This is a genomic window from Streptomyces africanus, assembly GCF_030816955.1.
GTDB classification, from domain to species: Bacteria; Actinomycetota; Actinomycetes; order Streptomycetales; family Streptomycetaceae; genus Streptomyces; species Streptomyces africanus.
Genome location: NZ_JAUSYP010000001.1, coordinates 3,800,770 through 3,818,041 on the forward strand (window position 1 = coordinate 3,800,770; position 17,272 = coordinate 3,818,041).

Annotated in this window: 18 protein-coding genes; 9 read left to right on the forward strand and 9 right to left on the reverse strand. The window is 72.2% G+C overall.

Features of this window, described 5'->3' with window-relative positions:
• Position 1: 1 nt before the first annotated feature.
• Positions 2-1,006: a MerR family transcriptional regulator gene (locus QF034_RS17500; RefSeq protein WP_307175853.1), complete on the forward strand. Its 1,005-nt coding sequence runs from the start codon at positions 2-4 to the stop codon at positions 1,004-1,006.
• A 12-nt stretch (positions 1,007-1,018) separates the two neighbouring features.
• Here the strand turns inward: QF034_RS17500 and QF034_RS17505 are convergent, their stop codons facing one another.
• Positions 1,019-1,684, reverse strand: coding sequence for a pyridoxine/pyridoxamine 5'-phosphate oxidase (locus tag QF034_RS17505; protein WP_307175854.1), 666 nt, complete (start codon positions 1,682-1,684; stop codon positions 1,019-1,021).
• A gap of 28 nt (positions 1,685-1,712) precedes the next feature.
• A complete protein-coding gene (locus QF034_RS17510) occupies positions 1,713-2,138 on the reverse strand; it encodes a pyridoxamine 5'-phosphate oxidase family protein (protein ID WP_307175855.1) in 426 nt (141 codons plus the stop codon).
• Positions 2,139-2,426: 288 nt separating this feature from the next.
• On the opposite strand from QF034_RS17510, the gene QF034_RS17515 reads away from it, so the two are divergent.
• Complete coding sequence (locus QF034_RS17515; protein ID WP_307175856.1) at positions 2,427-3,641, forward strand: flavin-containing monooxygenase; 1,215 nt, start codon at positions 2,427-2,429, stop codon at positions 3,639-3,641.
• Here QF034_RS17515 and QF034_RS17520 read toward each other — a convergent pair.
• Positions 3,638-4,477, reverse strand: a complete 840-nt coding sequence (locus tag QF034_RS17520) for an endonuclease/exonuclease/phosphatase family protein (RefSeq protein ID WP_307175857.1) — start codon at positions 4,475-4,477, stop codon at positions 3,638-3,640. The genes QF034_RS17515 and QF034_RS17520 overlap by 4 nt on opposite strands.
• A 140-nt stretch (positions 4,478-4,617) precedes the next feature.
• Between QF034_RS17520 and QF034_RS17525 the strand changes: the two genes are divergently transcribed.
• Genes QF034_RS17525 through QF034_RS17535 form a run of 3 tightly spaced genes read left to right on the forward strand, consistent with a single transcriptional unit; the run spans position 4,618 to position 8,297 of the window.
• Positions 4,618-6,846, forward strand: coding sequence for an acetate--CoA ligase family protein (locus QF034_RS17525; RefSeq protein WP_307175858.1), 2,229 nt, complete (start codon positions 4,618-4,620; stop codon positions 6,844-6,846).
• Positions 6,843-7,637 carry an enoyl-CoA hydratase/isomerase family protein gene (locus QF034_RS17530; RefSeq protein ID WP_307175859.1) on the forward strand — a complete coding sequence of 265 codons (795 nt, stop codon included), beginning with the start codon at positions 6,843-6,845 and terminating at the stop codon, positions 7,635-7,637. Before QF034_RS17525 ends, QF034_RS17530 begins: the two co-directional genes overlap by 4 nt.
• A 42-nt stretch (positions 7,638-7,679) precedes the next feature.
• On the forward strand, positions 7,680-8,297 hold the full coding sequence (locus QF034_RS17535) for a flavin reductase family protein (RefSeq protein ID WP_307175860.1): 618 nt from the start codon (positions 7,680-7,682) through the stop codon (positions 8,295-8,297).
• A 15-nt stretch (positions 8,298-8,312) separates the two neighbouring features.
• On the opposite strand, the gene QF034_RS17540 is transcribed toward QF034_RS17535, so the two are convergent.
• Both QF034_RS17540 and QF034_RS17545 read right to left on the reverse strand, forming a co-directional pair.
• On the reverse strand, positions 8,313-9,428 hold the full coding sequence (locus QF034_RS17540) for a methyltransferase (protein WP_307175861.1): 1,116 nt from the start codon (positions 9,426-9,428) through the stop codon (positions 8,313-8,315).
• A 373-nt stretch (positions 9,429-9,801) separates the two neighbouring features.
• Entirely contained in the window at positions 9,802-10,686 is an 885-nt protein-coding gene (locus tag QF034_RS17545) for an alpha/beta fold hydrolase (protein WP_307175862.1), read from the reverse strand.
• A 99-nt stretch (positions 10,687-10,785) separates the two neighbouring features.
• Between QF034_RS17545 and QF034_RS17550 the strand changes: the two genes are divergently transcribed.
• A complete protein-coding gene (locus QF034_RS17550; protein WP_307175863.1) occupies positions 10,786-11,196 on the forward strand; it encodes a winged helix-turn-helix transcriptional regulator in 411 nt (136 codons plus the stop codon).
• 133 nt (positions 11,197-11,329) lie between these two features.
• Here QF034_RS17550 and QF034_RS17555 read toward each other — a convergent pair whose 3' ends face one another.
• Together QF034_RS17555 and pdxR are read right to left on the reverse strand one after the other, a co-directional pair.
• Positions 11,330-11,518, reverse strand: a complete 189-nt coding sequence (locus QF034_RS17555; protein WP_307175864.1) for a hypothetical protein — start codon at positions 11,516-11,518, stop codon at positions 11,330-11,332.
• Positions 11,519-11,656: 138 nt separating this feature from the next.
• On the reverse strand, positions 11,657-13,051 hold the full coding sequence (gene pdxR / locus QF034_RS17560; protein WP_307175865.1) for a MocR-like pyridoxine biosynthesis transcription factor PdxR: 1,395 nt from the start codon (positions 13,049-13,051) through the stop codon (positions 11,657-11,659).
• 68 nt (positions 13,052-13,119) lie between these two features.
• On the opposite strand from pdxR, the gene QF034_RS17565 reads away from it, so the two are divergent.
• Positions 13,120-14,004, forward strand: a complete 885-nt coding sequence (locus QF034_RS17565) for an NAD(P)-dependent oxidoreductase (RefSeq protein ID WP_307175866.1) — start codon at positions 13,120-13,122, stop codon at positions 14,002-14,004.
• Positions 14,001-14,456, forward strand: a complete 456-nt coding sequence (locus QF034_RS17570) for a GNAT family N-acetyltransferase (protein ID WP_307175867.1) — start codon at positions 14,001-14,003, stop codon at positions 14,454-14,456. The genes QF034_RS17565 and QF034_RS17570 overlap by 4 nt, the downstream gene beginning before the upstream one ends.
• A gap of 31 nt (positions 14,457-14,487) precedes the next feature.
• Here the strand turns inward: QF034_RS17570 and QF034_RS17575 are convergent, their stop codons facing one another.
• On the reverse strand, positions 14,488-14,853 hold the full coding sequence (locus tag QF034_RS17575; protein ID WP_307179903.1) for a YybH family protein: 366 nt from the start codon (positions 14,851-14,853) through the stop codon (positions 14,488-14,490).
• A gap of 118 nt (positions 14,854-14,971) precedes the next feature.
• Between QF034_RS17575 and QF034_RS17580 the strand changes: the two genes are divergently transcribed.
• Positions 14,972-15,862 carry a LysR family transcriptional regulator gene (locus QF034_RS17580; protein ID WP_307175868.1) on the forward strand — a complete coding sequence of 297 codons (891 nt, stop codon included), beginning with the start codon at positions 14,972-14,974 and terminating at the stop codon, positions 15,860-15,862.
• 32 nt (positions 15,863-15,894) lie between these two features.
• Here the strand turns inward: QF034_RS17580 and QF034_RS17585 are convergent, their stop codons facing one another.
• Complete coding sequence (locus QF034_RS17585) at positions 15,895-17,211, reverse strand: MFS transporter (RefSeq protein WP_307175869.1); 1,317 nt, start codon at positions 17,209-17,211, stop codon at positions 15,895-15,897.
• Positions 17,212-17,272: the final 61 nt, after the last annotated feature.

Sequence of the window (17,272 nt, forward strand, 5' to 3'; positions counted from 1 at the left end):
CGTGTTGATCGGTGATGTGGCACGTCGGTCGGGGGTCAGCGCCCGCATGCTCAGGCACTACGAATCGCTCGGCCTGGTGCGGCCGACGGGTCGTACCGTAGCCGGTTATCGCGAGTACTCCGGCGAGGACGTCCGGCGGATCTTCCACATCGAGAGCCTGCGGTCGCTCGGGCTGTCGCTGCGTGAGGTCAAGCGAGCGCTCGACGAACCCGGCTTCGCGCCCGCGGAGCTCGTCGACGACCTCGTCCGCCAGACGCGAGAACGCATCGCGGCTGAGACGGAGCTGCTCACGCGGCTCCACAGGATCGGTGCCGCGGAACCCGCCGGCTGGGAGGACGTCCTCCAGGTCGTCGCGCTGCTGCGGGGGTTGGGGTCGAAGAGCGCGGGAGCCCGCCAACGTGCGGCCCTGTCCTCGGTCGACGAGGTTCCGGTGCCGGTGGAAGCCCTGGTCGAGGCGGCGCTGAGCGAGACCGATCCGAACGTCGCCGGAGCCCTGCGATGGGCTTTGGCCCGCTCGGGCGACGGCGCGCCGGCGCTGCTGGCGGAGGGCCTCGGCTCACCGGCGGCCGAGGTGCGCAAGCGTGCCGTCCAGTCGATCGCCGAGATTGCGGACGGTGAGGCGACCGCACTGCTCCAGGACGCCCTCGCGCACCCCGACATCGTGGTCCGCAGGTATGCCGCTCTGGAGCTCGGGGCACGCGGGGTGGCCGACGCGGTCCCGACGCTCATCGACATGATCGTCGAGGAGGCGAACGACGTCGACGCCGCCGACGCGCTGAGCGCGCTGGCCAGTCGTCCCGCGTTGGCCGATCGGATCGCCACCGGGCTCGTCGGATGCCTCGCCCACGGCACCGTCGACGCGTCCGCACGCCGACGGCTGACACAGGCGCTCGCGGACATCCCGGGAAGCACGGCGGCACGTGCCCTCGCCGACCTGTCACACGACGAAGACCGTGCCGTGGCGCTTACCGCGGCCTACGTTCTCGGGCTGCGTGACGCGCGATGACCCCGGGCCCGTTCACGGCCACAGCAGTTCCCGCGTCCACTCCTCACCTGTGCTCCGATAGCGGAGCCGTACGTGCCGCCGTGCCGCGTCTCCCTGGAAGAACTCCACCTCGTCCGGCCGCAGCCGGTACAGGGTCCAGGACGGTACGGGAGTCGCCGGCTCGCTCCGGGCCCGTTCCCACGCCGCCTCCGAGGCCCGTGCCATCTCCTCCACCGAGCCCAGGATCTCGCTCTGGCGGCCGGTCAGCGCCGCGGCCAGCGCGCCCGTCGAGCGGGCGTGGAGATCGCCCTGGGCCTCCTCGGACGGAGCCGACGCCACCGGGCCGCGCACCCGGACCTGCCGGCCCAGCACGGGCCAGTAGAAGCAGAGCGCGGCGTACGGGCGGGCGCCGAGGTGGCGGCCCTTGCGGCTGCCGGCGTGGGACGCGAAGGACCAGCCGGTCTCGTCGGCGCCGTGCAGCATGACGATCCGTACGTCGGGCAGGCCGGACTCGTCGGAGGTCGCCAGCGACACGGTGTGCGGCTCGGTCTGCCCGGCCGCCACCGCCGCCGCGAACCACTCGGTGAAGAGCGGCAGCGGAGTGGCGGGGGCGGTCGTCGGGTCGAAGGGAGGCAGTCGAGTGACCTGCGGGTCCCAGACCCGCAGTGACCTCAGCAGCTCGTGAAGATCCGTTGCCATGCCCCCGATTGTCACCCGGGAGGCCTCCTCACACCTGTCCGAGGTCCGACGACACCCACCGCTGCGGCCTCATCCGCAGCACCAGCTGTTCTCCGTGGTTCTTCAAGGAGAAGTCGACGTAGCCGTCGACCTTGTCGGCCGGCAGGTAGCGCGCCGAGAGCTCGCGGAGCTGGTCGGGGGTGGCCGGGGCCGTGTCGACGACCGGGCCCTCGACCGACACGTACCGGACCGTCGGCTCCAGCCGGTCCACCATCAGCGAGAACCGGCCCGCCGCGCTGATCAGCTGGTTCTTGCGGGAGTCGAGGCCGGTCATGATCCAGATGTCGCCGCCGGGCTCGTACTGGTACCAGATCGGCACGGTCAGCGGCGCGCGGCCCGGCCCCGCGTCGACCGCGAGTGCGGCGATGTGCGGCTCGGCCAGGAACTGTTCGCGCTCTTCACGTGTCAGGGCCATTCCGGTCTCCTTCGCGGGGTCGTTCCGGTTTCCACCTCGGTGTCATCTCAACACCCGCTCCACAGAAGGGTGTTCCCGTGTCGGCCCCGTGTCCTCAGACCTCTGCTCCTGGGACGCAGGGAATGATCACCGGCTCGCCGCACCGGGCCCGCCACTCCACCGGCTCGCCACACCCGGGCCCGCCACTCCACCGGGTCCACCCCGTCCCCCTACAGCCGTGATCAATCCGAAACCAATTCCGGTCTTGACCGAGACCCATCAAGCGGGCCCGTGGCTACGCTCCCGCTCATGGCCGACTCCACACCCCCCACACACTCCCCCGCGCCCTCCGCACCCGACCGCCCCGTCTACGTCATCGGCGGCGGCCCGGGCGGACTCTCCGCCGCGTACGCGCTGCGGGCCCGGGGCATACGGGCCGTCGTCCTGGAGAAGTCCGACCGCGTCGGGTCGTCCTGGCGCGGCCACTACGACCGGCTGCACCTGCACACCACCCGCCGGCTGTCGTCCCTGCCCGGGCTGCCGATGCCGCGCCGGTTCGGGCGGTGGGTGTCCCGGGACAACGTGGTGCGGTACCTGGAGAAGTACGCCGAGCACCACCGGCTCGAAGTCGTCACCGGCGTCGAGGTGTCCCGCATCGAGCGCGCGCCCGACGGCACGGGCTGGCTGCTGCACGCCACCGGCGGCCGGGAACTGACCGGGGCGGCGGTCGTCGTCGCCACCGGCTACAACCACACGCCCCGCGTGCCCGACTGGCCCGGCCGCGACACCTACACCGGCGAGTTCCTGCACGCCTCCGCCTACCGCAACGCGGAGCCCTTCGCCGGCCGCGAGGTCCTCGTCGTGGGCGCCGGCAACACGGGCGCCGAGATCGCCGTGGACCTGGCGGACGGCGGCGCCCGGGTACGGCTGTCCATCCGCACCGTCCCGCACATCGTGCGCCGTTCGACCGCGGGCTGGGCCGCGCAGTACTCGGGCGTCTTGGCACGGCACCTGCCGGTGGGCCTGGTCGACCGGATGGCCCGGCAGATGGCCAAGCTGAGCGTGCCCGACCTGTCCGCCCGCGGCCTGCCGCGCCCCGACACCGGCCTCTACACCCGGGTCACCGAGGGCGCCGTACCCGTCCAGGACGTCGGTCTGATCGACGCCGTGCGCAAGGGCAGGGTGGAGGTCGTGGCGGCCGTGGAGGGCTTCGAGGACGGCAAGGCCGTCCTCGCCGACGGCACCCGCCTCTCCCCGGACGCCGTCGTCGCGGCCACCGGCTACACCCGGGCGCTGGAGGGCCTCGTCGGCCACCTCGACGTACTCGACGCCCGCGGGAAGCCCGTCACCCAGGGCGCCCGCACCCCGCGGACCGCTCCCGGCCTGTACTTCACCGGCTTCACCAACCCGATCAGCGGCATGTTCCGCGAGATGGCGATCGACGCGGTGAAGATCGCGAAGGCCATCGAACGGGACGGTTCGGGGAGCGTGTCGCGGCTCCCGGGCCAGGGGGACACCCCCTAGGCCCACCGGCCCGGAGGATGGCCGGGCAGCGTCAGGTCGGCGACCAGGCCGTAGTGGTCGCTCGCGTACACGCCGTCCACCGGTCGTACCAGCACGCGCCGGCATGAGGAGACCCGCAGGGTGGGGCCGTGCGGGCCGCACCGGAGCAGGATGTAGTCGATCCGGCGATCCGAGGCCTCGGGCATGTCCCCCTGGCGCACGAGCGGGTTGGCGGGGCTGAACGTGGGGCCCGGTTCACCCGGGTGCACGGCCGACCAGGCGTCCTGGAAGCAGATGCCCATGCCGTCGAGCGACTGGAGCCCCTGGAGGAACCGCAGGCTGGCGGCCTCGGGGGTCGCGTCGAAGTCGCCGAGCAGGACGGTGTGACGCACGGGGCGCTCTGCGGTGACGCGCTCCACGAGCCGGGCGGTGACGAGCGCCTGCAACTCCCGTTCCCGCTCGTAGTCGTAGGGCCAGCTCGGCTTGTGGTGGACGACGAGGATCGTGCCGAAGGGTTCGGGAAGCCGTAGTTCGGCGGCGACGACTCCGCACCAGCTGGTGAGTGCCGTGCGCTCGGTCACCTGGAGCGGGTCCGTCACGGTGTGCCCGAAGGGGTGGCGGGCGGCCAGGACGGCCCCCACACCGTCGGGAGACCGGCGAGGGTGCGCAGCGACGTGCCAGCCGGCGTCGACGAGGGCCGCCACGTCCTCCGGGGTGACCTCCTGGAGCGCGAGCACGTCCGGGTCCTGGCGCTCGATCTCGCGGGCCAGGACCGCCCGCCGGCTCGGGCCGTCGGCGTACTGCGGTGCCAGCACGTTCATGGTCATCAGCCGGATACCGGAGGTGGCCTCACTCATGGGTTCAGCGTGGCACACGGCACACGGACGTTCATCCGCCCGGCATTTTCCCCCGTTCACAACCGTTCCTGACAGCCTGTCAGTTCGGATAATCTGACAGAGCGTCAGTTAGCGGCTGTCTCACAGGAGCGGGCGGAACGATGCTTGGATCGACCCACGGCACCCTCACCACCGACTCCCGCCGGACCCGGGCCATCGCCTGTGGCGAGCGGTCCGGGCCCGTCGTGCACGGCAGGCCGGCCCAGACGGGAGACCTCGATGTCAGCGGGCGTCCGCTGCACGCGGACGTACCCGACCTGGACCGCTTCTTCCACCCGCAGTCCGTCGCCGTGATCGGCGCGTCCGATGCCGAGGGACGCCCCCACACCGGCGTCACGCGGCAACTGGCCGACTGGGCCGGGCGGGTCGGGGCCCGGCTGTATCCGGTGCATCCGAGCCGGCCGTCCGTCTTCGGCATGCCCTGCTGCCCTTCCGTCGCCGGCCTGCCCGAGCAGGTCGACCTGGCCGTGGTGCTGGTCGGCGACCCCCTCCCGGTGGTCGAGGAACTGGCCGAGGCCAAGGCGCGGTTCGCGGTCGTCTTCGCCTCCGGGTTCGCGGAGACCGGGCCCGAGGGCGAGGCCGCCCAGCGGCGACTGGCCGCCGCCGTCGAGCGGTCCGGGATGCGGCTGCTGGGCCCCAACACCAACCTCAACGCCTTCGAGCACTTCCGTGACGACCTTCAGGGCCCGGCGATCGCGCTGATCACCCAGTCCGGCCACCAGGGCCGCCCCGTCTTCGCCCTCCAGGAACTCGGCATCCGGCTCTCCCACTGGGCGCCCACCGGCAACGAGGCCGACCTGGAGAGCGCCGACTTCCTCTCGTACTTCGCCGAGCAGCCCGGGACCGGCGCCATCGCCTGTTACCTGGAGGGGCTGAAGGACGGCCGCTCCTTCCTGCTCGCCGCCGACCGGGCCGCCCGGCGCGGTGTGCCGGTCGTCGCGGTCAAGGTGGGCCGTACCGAGACCGGCGCCCGCACGGCCGCCTCCCACACCGGCAAGCTGACCGGCGCCGACGCGGTGGTGGACGCGGCGCTGCGGCAGTACGGCGTGATCCGCGTCGACGGGCTCGACGAACTCCAGGACACGGCCGCCCTGTTGGCCCGGGCCCGTCCGCCGCGCGCCGACGGGGTCGTCGTCTACTCGATCTCCGGCGGCACGGGCGCGCACGTCGCCGACCTGGCGACGGAGGCGGGCCTGCGGCTGCCGGTCCTGTCCGAGGCGAAACAGGCCGAGCTGCACCAGTGGATACCCGAGTACCTGAGCGTCGCCAACCCCGTCGACAACGGCGGTCACCCGGTCGGTGACCGGCGCGGCCGGAAGATCATCGACGCGATCCTGGACGACCCCGAGGTGGGCGTGCTCGTCTGCCCCGTCACCGGGCCGTTCCCCCCGCTCAGCGACCGGCTCGTGCGGGACCTGGTGGACGCGGCGGAGCAGACGGACAAGCTGGTGTGCGTGGTGTGGGGCTCGCCGGTCGGCACCGAGCCGGCCTACCGCGAGGTCCTGCTCGGCTCCTCCCGCGTGGCCACCTTCCGCACGGTCGGCAACTGCCTCACCGCCGTCCGCGCCCACCTCGCCCACCACCGCTTCACGACCGGCTACCGCTCCCCCTTCGACGACGCCCCGCGCACCCCCTCCCCCTCCTACCGCAAGGCCCAGGCGCTGATGCGGCCCGGCGAGCAGCTCAGCGAGCACGCGGCGAAGCAGCTGCTGCGGGCGTACGGCATCCGCGTGCCGCGCGAGCAGCTGGTGACCAGCGCGGCGGCGGCCGTACGGGCGGCGGGACTGGTGGGCTACCCGGTGGTGATGAAGGCCTCGGGTGCCCGGATCGCCCACAAGACCGAACTGGGCCTCGTGAAGATCGGGCTCACCTCGGCGAGCCAGGTCCGCGACGCCTACCGGGAGCTGACCGACATCGCCCGCTACGAGGATGTCCCGCTGGACGGCGTACTGGTCTGCCAGATGGTCGAGCACGGCGTGGAGATGGTCGTCGGCATCACGCACGACGACCTGTTCGGGCCGACGGTGACGGTCGGGCTCGGCGGGGTCCTCGTCGAGGTCCTGCGCGACACCGCCGTAGGGGTGCCGCCGTTCGGCGAGGAGCAGGCGCGGGACATGCTCGCCGGGCTGCGCGGGCGGGCGCTGCTCGACGGGGTCCGGGGAAGGCCACCGGCGGATCTGGACGCACTCGTCGAGGTCGTCCTGCGCGCACAGCGCATGGCGCTGGAACTCGGGGACCAGCTGGCCGAGTTGGACATCAACCCGCTCATGGTCCTGCCCCAGGGGCAGGGCGCGGTGGCGCTGGACGCGCTGGCGGTGTGCAGCCGATGACGGAACCCGCCGTCCTGCACACCACCGCCGACCACGTCCTCTCCCTCACCCTCAACCGGCCCGAGGCTCTCAACGCCCTCACGCCCGGCCAGCGGGACGAGATCGTCCGGCTGCTGTCGGAGGCGTCCGCGTCGGCGGAGGTACGAGCGGTCGTGCTCACGGGAACGGGGCGCGGCTTCTGCGCCGGCGCGGACCTCCGAGCCACGGCCGCCACGCCCGCCGCACACGTCGCCGGTGATGTCGCACGCACCCTCCGCACCGGCGCCCAGCGCCTGATCGCCGCCGTCCTGGACTGCGAGAAGCCGGTGATCGCGGCGGTCAACGGCACGGCGGCCGGGCTGGGCGCCCATCTCGCGTGGGCCTGCGATCTCGTCCTGGCCGCCGAATCGGCCCGCTTCATCGAGGTGTTCGTACGACGCGGCCTGGTACCCGACGCCGGCGGCGCCTACCTCCTGCCCCGCCTCATCGGACCGCAGCGCGCCAAGGAGCTGATGTTCTTCGGCGACGCGCTCACGGCGGCGGACGCGGCGCGGCTGGGCTTGGTGAACCGGGTCGTCCCGGACGCCGACCTGGACAAGACGGCCCGCGCCTGGGCCGAACGCCTCGCCACCGGCCCGACCCGCGCCCTCGCCCTGACCAAGCAGCTCGTCAACACCTCCCTCGACGCCGACCGCGCCACGGCCTTCGCGGCGGAGGCCGCCGCGCAGGAGATCAACATGACGACGGCGGACGCGCAGGAGGGCGTACGGAGCTTCGTGGAGCGGCGGAGCCCGGCGTACAGGGGCTGCTGACCCTTCCCATCTGATGGTCCGTCAGCTTCAATGGCGTGTGTGATGGGACAAGCAGGAATGGCCGAAGCCGCCGTCCGCTACCTCAGGTCGGTCCGCCCACCCGCCCCTGAGCCCGTCGAAGCGCTGCCGCGCCCCGAGCTGCGGTGCGTCGGCGAGGACGAGCGCGCGCCCGTCGACCCGGCGCATTTCCGCCGCGTCCTGGGACATTTCGCGACGGGAGTGGCCGTCATCACGGCACCCCCCGCCACCCCCACCGACTCACCCGCCGGCTTCGCCTGCCAGTCCTTCACGTCCCTCTCGCTCGACCCCCCGCTGGTCGCCTTCATGGTCGGCCGCAGGTCGACGACCTGGCCGCGTATCGCCCGGGCCGGGGTGTTCTGCGTGAACGTCCTCGGAGCCCACCAGAGCGACCTGTGCCGCGCCTTCGCGGTGAGCGGCGCGGACAAGTTCGCGGGGGTGGCGTACGACGCGGCGCCGGTGTCCGGCTCGCCGCGCCTGTCGGGGGCCGTGGCCTGGATCGACTGCGCGATCCACGCCGTCCACACCGGCGGCGACCACCTCGTCGTGGTCGGCCGGGTGGACGCCCTCGGCACGGCGGCCGACGATCCGGACGGACCGCTGCTCTTCCACCGAGGGCGCTTCGCGCGGCTGTCGGACTGATCGAGTCGGTACGGATCAGGCGACGGCCAGCCGCCACAGTGACGTGACCTCGGCGGCCCGTGCGGCGTGCAGCGGATCGTGCGTGTCGCGCACGCGCGCGTGGCGCGGGCGCGTGTCCAGACGGTCGACGACCCGCAGCCCCGCCGCCTCTATGGCGGTCAGCAGCTCGGCCCGGCTGCGCAGCCCGAGCCGTTCGGCCAGATCGGACAGCACGAGCCAGCCCTCACCGCCCGGCTCCAGCCGATCGGCGAGCCCGTCGAGGAACCCGTGGAGCATGCCGCCGCCCGCGTCGTAGACGCCGAGGTCGAGGTCGGAGGCGGGACGGCCGGGAATCCAGGGCGGGTTGCACACCACCAGGCCGGCGCGACCGTCGGGATACAACTCGGGTCCGGTGACGCGGACCACCCGCCCGAGCCCCAACCGCCGCACGTTGTCCCGGGCACACGCCCGCGCCCGGGCACTGACATCAGTGGCGACGACCCGCCCCACACCCCGCCGGGCGAGCAGGGCGGCGAGCACGCCGGTGCCCGTACCCAGGTCGAAGGCCGCACGCATACCAGGGCCTGGCACCGGTGCCCGCGCGGCCAGGTCGACGTACTCGCTCCTCGTCGGTGCGAACACCCCGTAGTGCGGGTGGATCCGGGCGCCCAGCGCCGGTACGTACACGCCGCTCTCCCGCCATTCCCGGGCACTGATCACGCCCAGCAACTCGGTCAGGGCGACGGCCACAGGACCATCGGACGACCCGTACGCCTCGGCACACGCCCGGCCCACATCGGGCGCCCGGCGCAGCGCCAGCGTGTGGTCCTCCTCCAGCACGACGAGCAACTTGCCGATCACGCGCGCGCGGTGGGCACGGAACCGGCGGTACAGGCGAAAGGTCTCGGCCGGCGTCTGCGCCGCACCGGGCGCGGCACGACCGACTCGACGGTCCATCGCGCGCAACAACTGCCGCGCGTTCTGAAAATCCCCGCGCCACAAGAGCGCGGTGCCCTCGCAGGCCAGCCGGTAGGCGACGGCGGCCCGCATACGGTCGTCGGCGACGACGACCCGTCGGGGCAGGGGCAGCCCGGACTCAGAGTGCCAGCGGGCGGAACGGGGTTGAGCCTCGATCCAGTGGATCGTGGACACGGCAAACTCCTCGGAAGGTCGAACGTGAACGAACCTGCGACGTCACGACGACCACGTCACCGAGGACCATGCCGAGTGTCATCAACGGACCTTCCGAGAGGCGAATCAGCTGGCCCCAGGATAGGCACAGCTCCGGAACCACCGACCGATCACCGCTCGGCCCACCCACGGATCGCCACGCGGCCCGCCCACCGATCACCGCCGATTCCACCCGGCATGCAGGCGACACGCGACCGCGCCCACCCCTCGCCGAGCGGCCACACAACCAACCGAAGAGGCCAACCGCCCCCGGCCACCCGCCTCTACGGGCCGCCCGCTCGCTTCTTCCACGTGCTGGAACGGCCTGGGGCAAGGGTCGGCCGCGACCGTTCCTTCACGTCGTGGACGGGAACATCGCCCCACGTCCCGGCAGATCGGCGGCCAGGAAGGGAGCAAGGAGCGCGAACAACGCGTCGGGGCGGTCGAGGGGGATGATGTGGCCGCAGTCCTGGAGATGGTGTCCGACCAGGTCATCGGCGATGGGACGGAGTTGGCGTTCGAGCCCGGTGCCGACGGGGTGTGAGCCGACGGCCATGGTGGGCATGGTCAGCCGAGCCGTCGCGACGGCGTCCTGGATCTGCTGCGCGCTGGTGGGCAGGGCCCGGTAGTAGGAGAACGCGCAGCGCAGGGCCTCGCTCCCGGTGAACGCGTGGACGAAGGCCGCACGGATGTCGTCGGGTACTCCGCGCCCGAGCGTCCCCGAGTCGAGGAACCAGTCGATGTACGGGCCCTCGTTGCCGGCCAGGACGGTCTCGGCGAGGCCGGGGACGGCGTGGAAGCCGAACCACCACGGGGTGCCGCCCGCGAAGGCGTGTTCTGCTCCGGGCAGGCGGCCGAGCAGTGCCTCCATCACGACCAGGCGCCGGACGAGGCCGGGCCGGCGCAGCGCGAGCAGGACGGCGGGGGCGGTGCCCGCGTCGATGCCGACCACTGCTGCGGAGCGCTCGCCGAGTGCGTCGAGCAGCCCTTCGGCGTCGGCGGCGAGGGTGCCTGCGTCGTAACCCTCGACGGCACGTGCACTGGCCCCGAAGCCTCGCAGGTCCGGGGCGATGACCCGGTACTGCCCGGCCAGTCGGCCCATGATGCCGCGCCAGAGTTGCCAGGTGTGCGGGAAGCCGTGCAGCAGGAGAACCGCAGGTCCCTCACCGGCGATCGCGACGTTGAGCTGGACGCCGTTCGTGGTGATGCGGCGCAGTTGGTGTGCGGTGGTGGCGGGCATGACGACTCCCCGGATGGTTACCATTGGTGACCACAGAACGATAAGTAACTGTCCGACCGCTGCCCAGACGGCACTTTCAGGGAAGGTGGTGAGTCACAGGTGACCACCCGAGGAGCCCGGCCCGCCGGTCGCGGGGTGCGCGGCGATCTGTTCGATCCCTACTGCCCGACGCGGCAGTTGCTGGACCGCATCGGCACGAAGTGGACATCCATGGCCGTCAAGACGCTCGCCGATGCCGCACCGGACGAGGTGCGCTTCGCGGAGCTCAGACGCCGGATGCCCGGCGTCTCGCAGAAGATGCTGTCCGTGACGCTGCGCAGCCTGACCCGCGACGGGCTGGTGTCACGCCGGGTGGAACCGACCGTGCCGCCGCGGGTCTTCTACCGACTCACCGCACTCGGGCTGTCTCTGGAAGTCGCGCTAGCGGGGCTGCGGACCTGGGCGGAGGAGCACATGGCCGAGATCGACCGCGCCAACGAAGTCGCCGATCAGGAGATCGGTGAGGGATAGGCAGACCGGATCGGCCATGGCGCCGTGACGCGACCCAACGGCGAGGCCTCGGCTGGCTCAGGACCCGCCTGGCCGAGCACCCGTACGGAGCAGGACAGCGGATCGAGGCCATCTGCTACGTGGCTCCCGCTCCCTACCCGGCGAAGCCGTCGGCGACGCAGTAGGCGACGTACAGCCCGTACACGGCGAGCAGCACGCCGAGGAACCGTGTCCACGAGGGCAGGGTGCGGCGGCGCCGGTGTGTGTTCCACATGCGCCGCAGCCGTAAGACGGTGAGAACGGCGCCGAGCGCGGCGATGGCCGTGAACACCCAGAACAACACGGGCCGTTCGCTTGGCGGCGCCTTCTGCACTCGCTGGAGTCCCGAAGTCTCTCCGAACTGCCGGACTCGATCATCGGGATACCTCCGAAGTGTGGTGATCGTGCAGGGCCGCAGAGCCCAGGGGGCTACGAGCAGGACTCAATTCGAAGCCAGCAACGTGAACAAGGCGTCGAGGGCCACCGGGTAGCCGTGTTCGGACGGGGCGGCGAAGCCGATCAGCAGGCCCTGGGGGCGGTTGGCGGGGACGTGGTGGAGGTCGGTGAGACCGCCCAAGGCGAGGCCGTGGCGGGCGCCTCTGGTCAGGAGTTGGTGTTCGGTGGGGCCGTCGGAGGGGAGGGTGAGGAGGGCGTGCAGGCCGGCGGGGACGCCGTGAACACGGAAACCAGGGATTGCGGCCACGCGGTTGACGAGGAGCTCACGGCGGCGGCGGTAGCGCAGGCGGGCGGCACGGATGTGACGGTCGTAGGCGTGCGTGGTGATCAGGTCGGCGAGGACGAGCTGGCCCAGGGTCTCGGTGTACAGGTCGGCTTCCTGTCTGGCCCGCACCAACAGTGGCACCAGAGGGGGCGGCAGGACCATCCAGGCCAGGCGGAGGGCGGGGCCCAGGGTCTTGGACGCGGTTCCGCAGTAGACGACATGGTCGGGGGCGATGCCCTGGAGGGCGCCGACCGGTGAGCGGTCGTAGCGGTACTCGCCGTCGTAGTCGTCCTCGACGATCAGCCCGCCCGTGGAGCGCGCCCATGCGCACAGTGCCTGGCGGCGGCCCGGATGCAGCGGGACACCGGTCGGATACTGGTGCGAGGGGGTGAGGAACACGGCTCCCGTGCGCTGCGTCAGCTCCTCCACGCGGGCGCCGTGGGCGTCGACGGGCAGGGCGACGGCGGTGAGCCCGGCGCGTCGCACCACGTCGCGGAAGAGGCGGTGGCCCGGATCCTCCACGGCCGCGGTGCTGATGCCGCCTGCGGCCAGTACGCCGCTGAGCAGGCCCAGGCCCTGGTGGCAGCCGGAGGTGATCACGATGTGGTCCGGGGTCGTGATCACACCGCGGGTGCGGCCCAGGTAGTCGGCGAGGGCGTGGCGCAGCTCGATCCGGCCCTGCGGATCTCCGGCGCCGAAGACCTCGGGGCGGGCGCGGGTGAGGACGCGGCGGGTGGCGGCGAGCCAGGCCCGGGTGGGGAAGGCGCTGACGTCGGGGAGCCCGGGGCGAAGGTCGTGACGGGGAGTCGTCGGCGCGGGTGCGGGGGGTGTGGCAGGCGTGGCGTGTTGCGGTATCCCGGCCACGGTGGTGCCCGAACCCGGCCGCGTGATCAGGCGGCCCTCTTCGACCAGTTGGCCGTAGGCGGCGGTGACGGTGCCCCGCGAGAGTCCGAGTTCCCTGGCCAGCCCGCGGGTGGACGGCAGGAGCGTGCCGGCGGGCAGGCGTCCCTGGCGGATGGCCGCCCGGAGCGCGGACTCCAGGCCGGTGCGACGCCCCCCTGCGGCATCGAGATCGATGTGCAGGTCGAGCCGGGAACCGGACCAATGTTCTGGCATGGAACTGGATCTTATGTCTGGTCCTGTGGCCCTCTACGTTCGACGTCGGAAGGCGGGACGGAGGGAGCATGAGCGTGGAACGGGTCGCTGTCATCGGGCTCGGCGCGATGGGCGCGCCGATCGCCCGCCGGTTGCTGGGCAACGGTGACCGGGTCACCGTCTGGAACCGCTCGCCGCGGCGGGTCGCGGCGCTGCGGGAGGCGGGCGCCGTGGTCGGGGCGAGTCCGGCGGAGGCGGCGCGGGGGGCCGAGACGGTGATCGTGATGGTCTCCGACCCGCAGGCACTGCTGGCAGTGGCCGAGGGCGAGCACGGGATCGCGGCCGGGGTTCAACCGGGAGCGGTGGTCGTGCAGATGTCGACGGTGTCGCCGTCGTCGGTGACCCGTCTCGCGCATGCGCTGCCACCGGGTACGGGACTGCTGGACGCGCCGGTGCTCGGCAGCGTGGCCGAGGCGGCGTCAGGGACGCTGCGGCTCCTGGTGGGTGGCCCGCACGAGCTGGTCGAGCGATGCCTGCCCCTTCTGACGCAGTTGGGTGCACCGTTGCGGGTCGGGGAGCTCGGGGCCGGCACCGCGGCGAAACTCGTCGCCAACAACGCGCTCTTCGGTGTGCTGGGCGTGCTGGGCGAATCCCTCGCGCTGGGCGGCGCGTTGGGGTTGTCGTGGGAGGCCCTGCACGAGGTGCTGGGCGTGACACCGCTGGCCGAGCAGGCCGCGCGTCGCCGCCCTGCGATCGAGGCCGGCGACCATCCGGCGCGTTTCGCACTCGCCCTGGCCCGCAAGGACGCGGACCTCGTCGTCGACGCCGTCACCGACGGCGGGCTCGGCCTCGGCCTGACCGCCGCGGCCCGGGACTGGCTGGTCGACGCCGAGCGCGCGGGACGCGCCGGCCAGGACTACTCGGCCGTCCTGTCCCACATCCTGCAGACCGCGACGAAGGGACCCCGGCGGTGAACGAACAGGTGGGCCGCATGATCCGTATCGGCAAGCTCGTGCCGTCCGACAGGGATGACTGGGAGGCCCTGTTCCGCGCGTACATCGAGTTCTACGAGCGGGTCGAGCCGCCCGAGATGTACGACCGGGCCTGGCGCGAGTTCCAGGCCGACACACGTCTGCACGCCCTCGGGGCGAGGCTGGACGACAGGCTCGTCGGCATCACGCACTTCTTCGTCCACCCCAGCACGTCGGGGCCGGACGTCTGCTACCTGCAAGACCTCTTCACCGCACCGGCCGTACGCGGCAAGGGCGCGGCTCGCGCGCTGATCACCGCCGTCTCCGACCGGGCCCGGGCTCGCGGCTGCTGCCGCGTGTACTGGAACACCCACGAGTCCAACAGCACGGCACGGCACCTTTACGACAAGGTGGCGGAGAACCGCGGTTTCATCCGATACCAGATCGAACTGTGACGCTCATATCCGGCCGAGCACCAGAGCCGGCTCAACGCTCGGGCGGGACGAACTCGGGCTGGTCGAGCACGCGCAGCCAGCTTCCGTCGGGCTGGCGCCGGACGACCTGGGCCCGGGCGCCGGCCCCGTCCTTCGGCGGGGTCGAGGTGAGCGCGATGTCGCCGCTGACCAGCGTCGGCAGCGGTTGTTCCGGCTCGAAGCGGGGACGGCCCGCCAGCACCTTTTCCCACAGCGCACGGATCGCCTCCCGGCCCACCGTCTGCTCGCCGGGCGGGTAGGCCAGCACTGCGTCCTCTTCGTACAGTGCGGCAACCCCGGCCGCGTCACCGGCGTTGGAGCGTTCGACGAACAAGCGGGTGATGTCTTCGGGCCGCATGGCCTTCTCGTACTCCGGCACGGGTACCTCCTGACGTCGGGCTTCAGTGCTTTCCAGTGCTTTCCAGCGCTTTCCAGCCTGGTCGGCCGCCGACCAGAAGTCCAACAGATGGTTCTTCTGGAAACTAGAATTGCCGGTCATGGAACTGAGGCAGCTGGAATACTTCGTCGCAGTGGCCGAGGAACAGAACTTCACCCGGGCGGCCGAGCGGGTCCACATCAGCCAGTCCGGTGTCAGCGCCCAGATCCGCCAACTGGAACGCGAACTCGGCGCCGAACTGTTCCACCGCTCGGCGCGCACCGCCACCCTCACCGTGGCGGGAAAGGCCGCGCTCGAACACGCCCGCGCCGCGCTCGCCGCAGCCGATGCGGTCGGCCAAGCGGTGGGTGAGGTCACCGACCTGATCCGAGGTCGGCTCACGGTCGGGATGGTCATCGGCTGCACCGTCACGCCGCTGTTCGACGCCCTCGCCACCTTCCACCGGGCGCATCCGGGTGTGGAGATCTCCCTGCTGGAGGACAACTCCGACCGGCTCGTCGAGGGCGTACGGGCCGGCACCGTCGACCTGGCTCTCATCGGGACCGCAGCCGCCGCTCCGGACGGGCTGGACGCGCTGACGATCATCAGCGAGCGGCTCGTCGCAGCGGTTCCGGCCGGGCACCCCCTGGCAAAACAACGGCGGGTCACTCTGCTCGATCTGGCCGCTCACTCCATCGTGTGCATGCCACCCGGTACGGGTCTGCGCACAGTGTTCGACCGCGCCTGCGCCGCACAGAGCCTCCAGCCCGCGATCGCACTGCAGGCGAGCTCGGCGGAGGCGATCGCCGACCTCGCCGCCCGCGGGCTCGGCGTCGCCGTCCTCAGCGAGTCGATGGCCGCGGACCACCGCGACCGGCTCACCGCCCGCACCCTCGACGACGTCGAGACACCGGCGTTGCTCGCCCTGATCTGGAAAAGCCAGCACAGCCCCGCCCTGCGGGAGTTGCTCCTGCACAGCCGACGGGCATTCACCGAGCCCGGCCCGACTTGAGCGGAGGACACGGCTAAGGCGGGGGCCCGCTCTCAGGCCATGGCCTCCGCCCCCACCCCCCGCCGCCGGATCACCAGCGCCATCAACGCCGCCACCGCACACAACGCGCCCGACGCGTACCAGACCACGTCGTACGAGCCGAACGTGTCGCGGGCGAGGCCGCCGAGGAAGGCGACGAGGGCCGCGCCGACCTGGTGGGAGGCGAGGACCCAGCCGAAGACGATCGCGCTGTCCTCGCCGTACTGCTCGCGGCACAGGGCGAGGGTGGGCGGGACGGTGGCGACCCAGTCGAGGCCGTAGAAGACGATGAAGAAGATCATCGGCGGCTGGACGCCGGGCGTCACCAGGAGGAGGGGCAGGAAGAGGAGGGAGACGCCCCGCAAGGAGTAGTAGACGGCGAGCAGGCGCCGGGCTTCGAAGCGGTCGGTGAACCAGCCGGAGGCGATCGTGCCGACGACGTCGAAGACGCCGATCACCGCGAGCAGCGAGGCGGCGGTCGTCAGGGGCATGCCGTGGTCGTGGGCGGCGGGCACGAAGTGGGTCTGGATCAGGCCGTTGGTCGAGGCGCCGCAGATCGCGAAGGTGCCGGCGAGCAGCCAGAACGGGCCGGTGCGCGCGGCCGAGAACAGGACGGTCACGGCCCGGCGGGCGGCGCCGGGGACCGGTGCGGGCTTCGGTACGAACTCGGTGGCGCCGTACGGCTTCTGGCCCACGTCCGCGGGGTGGTCGCGCAGCAGGAGCCAGACGAACGGGACGACCGCCAGGGCGGCGAGCGCGACCGTGACGGCCGCCGGACGCCAGTCGTGCCGCTCGACGATCCAGGACAGCAGGGGCAGGAAGATCAGCTGGCCGGAGGCGGACGCGGCGGTGAGGATGCCGCTGACCAGGCCGCGCCGCTCGGTGAACCAGCGGTTGGTGACGGTCGCCGCGAACGCCAGCGCCATGGAGCCGGAGCCGAGGCCGACCAACAGGCCCCAGCACAGCATCAGTTGCCAGGCGGCCGTCATCCACACCGTGAGGCCCGAGCCGAGCGCGATGACCGTCAGGGCGACCGCGACGACCCGGCGGATGCCGAAGCGGTCCATCAGGGCCGCCGCGAACGGGGCCGTCAGACCGTACAGCGCGAGATTGACGGAGACGGCGGCGCCGATCGTGCCGCGCGACCAGTCGAACTCGTCGTGCAACGGGTCGATGAGCAGGCCCGGCACCGAACGGAAGGCGGCCGCGCCGATGATGGTCACGAAGGTGACGGCGGCGACGAACCAGGCCCGGTGCACGCGTATGCGGCTGCCGCGGCCCGGCTTCGGCGGCTGCTGTGCGACTGCTGCGGCTTCGCTTGTCTGGGTCACGACATAGAGCTTCCGGCCTGCGGCAGGCTCCATCGAGTGGCCCGGAGGACAGCATTCGCTA

What these genes read in the sequence shown, in the direction of transcription:
- QF034_RS17520 (WP_307175857.1), bottom strand. Translation starts at nt 4,477, where the DNA reads ATGAGTGAGGCCACCTCCGGTATCCGGCTGATGACCATGAACGTGCTG.
- QF034_RS17545 (WP_307175862.1), bottom strand. Translation starts at nt 10,686, where the DNA reads ATGCCCGCCACCACCGCACACCAACTGCGCCGCATCACCACGAACGGC.
- QF034_RS17535 (WP_307175860.1), top strand. Translation starts at nt 7,680, where the DNA reads ATGGGACAAGCAGGAATGGCCGAAGCCGCCGTCCGCTACCTCAGGTCG.
- QF034_RS17510 (WP_307175855.1), bottom strand. Translation starts at nt 2,138, where the DNA reads ATGGCCCTGACACGTGAAGAGCGCGAACAGTTCCTGGCCGAGCCGCAC.
- QF034_RS17525 (WP_307175858.1), top strand. Translation starts at nt 4,618, where the DNA reads ATGCTTGGATCGACCCACGGCACCCTCACCACCGACTCCCGCCGGACC.
- QF034_RS17565 (WP_307175866.1), top strand. Translation starts at nt 13,120, where the DNA reads ATGAGCGTGGAACGGGTCGCTGTCATCGGGCTCGGCGCGATGGGCGCG.
- QF034_RS17505 (WP_307175854.1), bottom strand. Translation starts at nt 1,684, where the DNA reads ATGGCAACGGATCTTCACGAGCTGCTGAGGTCACTGCGGGTCTGGGAC.
- pdxR (WP_307175865.1), bottom strand. Translation starts at nt 13,051, where the DNA reads ATGCCAGAACATTGGTCCGGTTCCCGGCTCGACCTGCACATCGATCTC.
- QF034_RS17580 (WP_307175868.1), top strand. Translation starts at nt 14,972, where the DNA reads ATGGAACTGAGGCAGCTGGAATACTTCGTCGCAGTGGCCGAGGAACAG.
- QF034_RS17515 (WP_307175856.1), top strand. Translation starts at nt 2,427, where the DNA reads ATGGCCGACTCCACACCCCCCACACACTCCCCCGCGCCCTCCGCACCC.
- QF034_RS17530 (WP_307175859.1), top strand. Translation starts at nt 6,843, where the DNA reads ATGACGGAACCCGCCGTCCTGCACACCACCGCCGACCACGTCCTCTCC.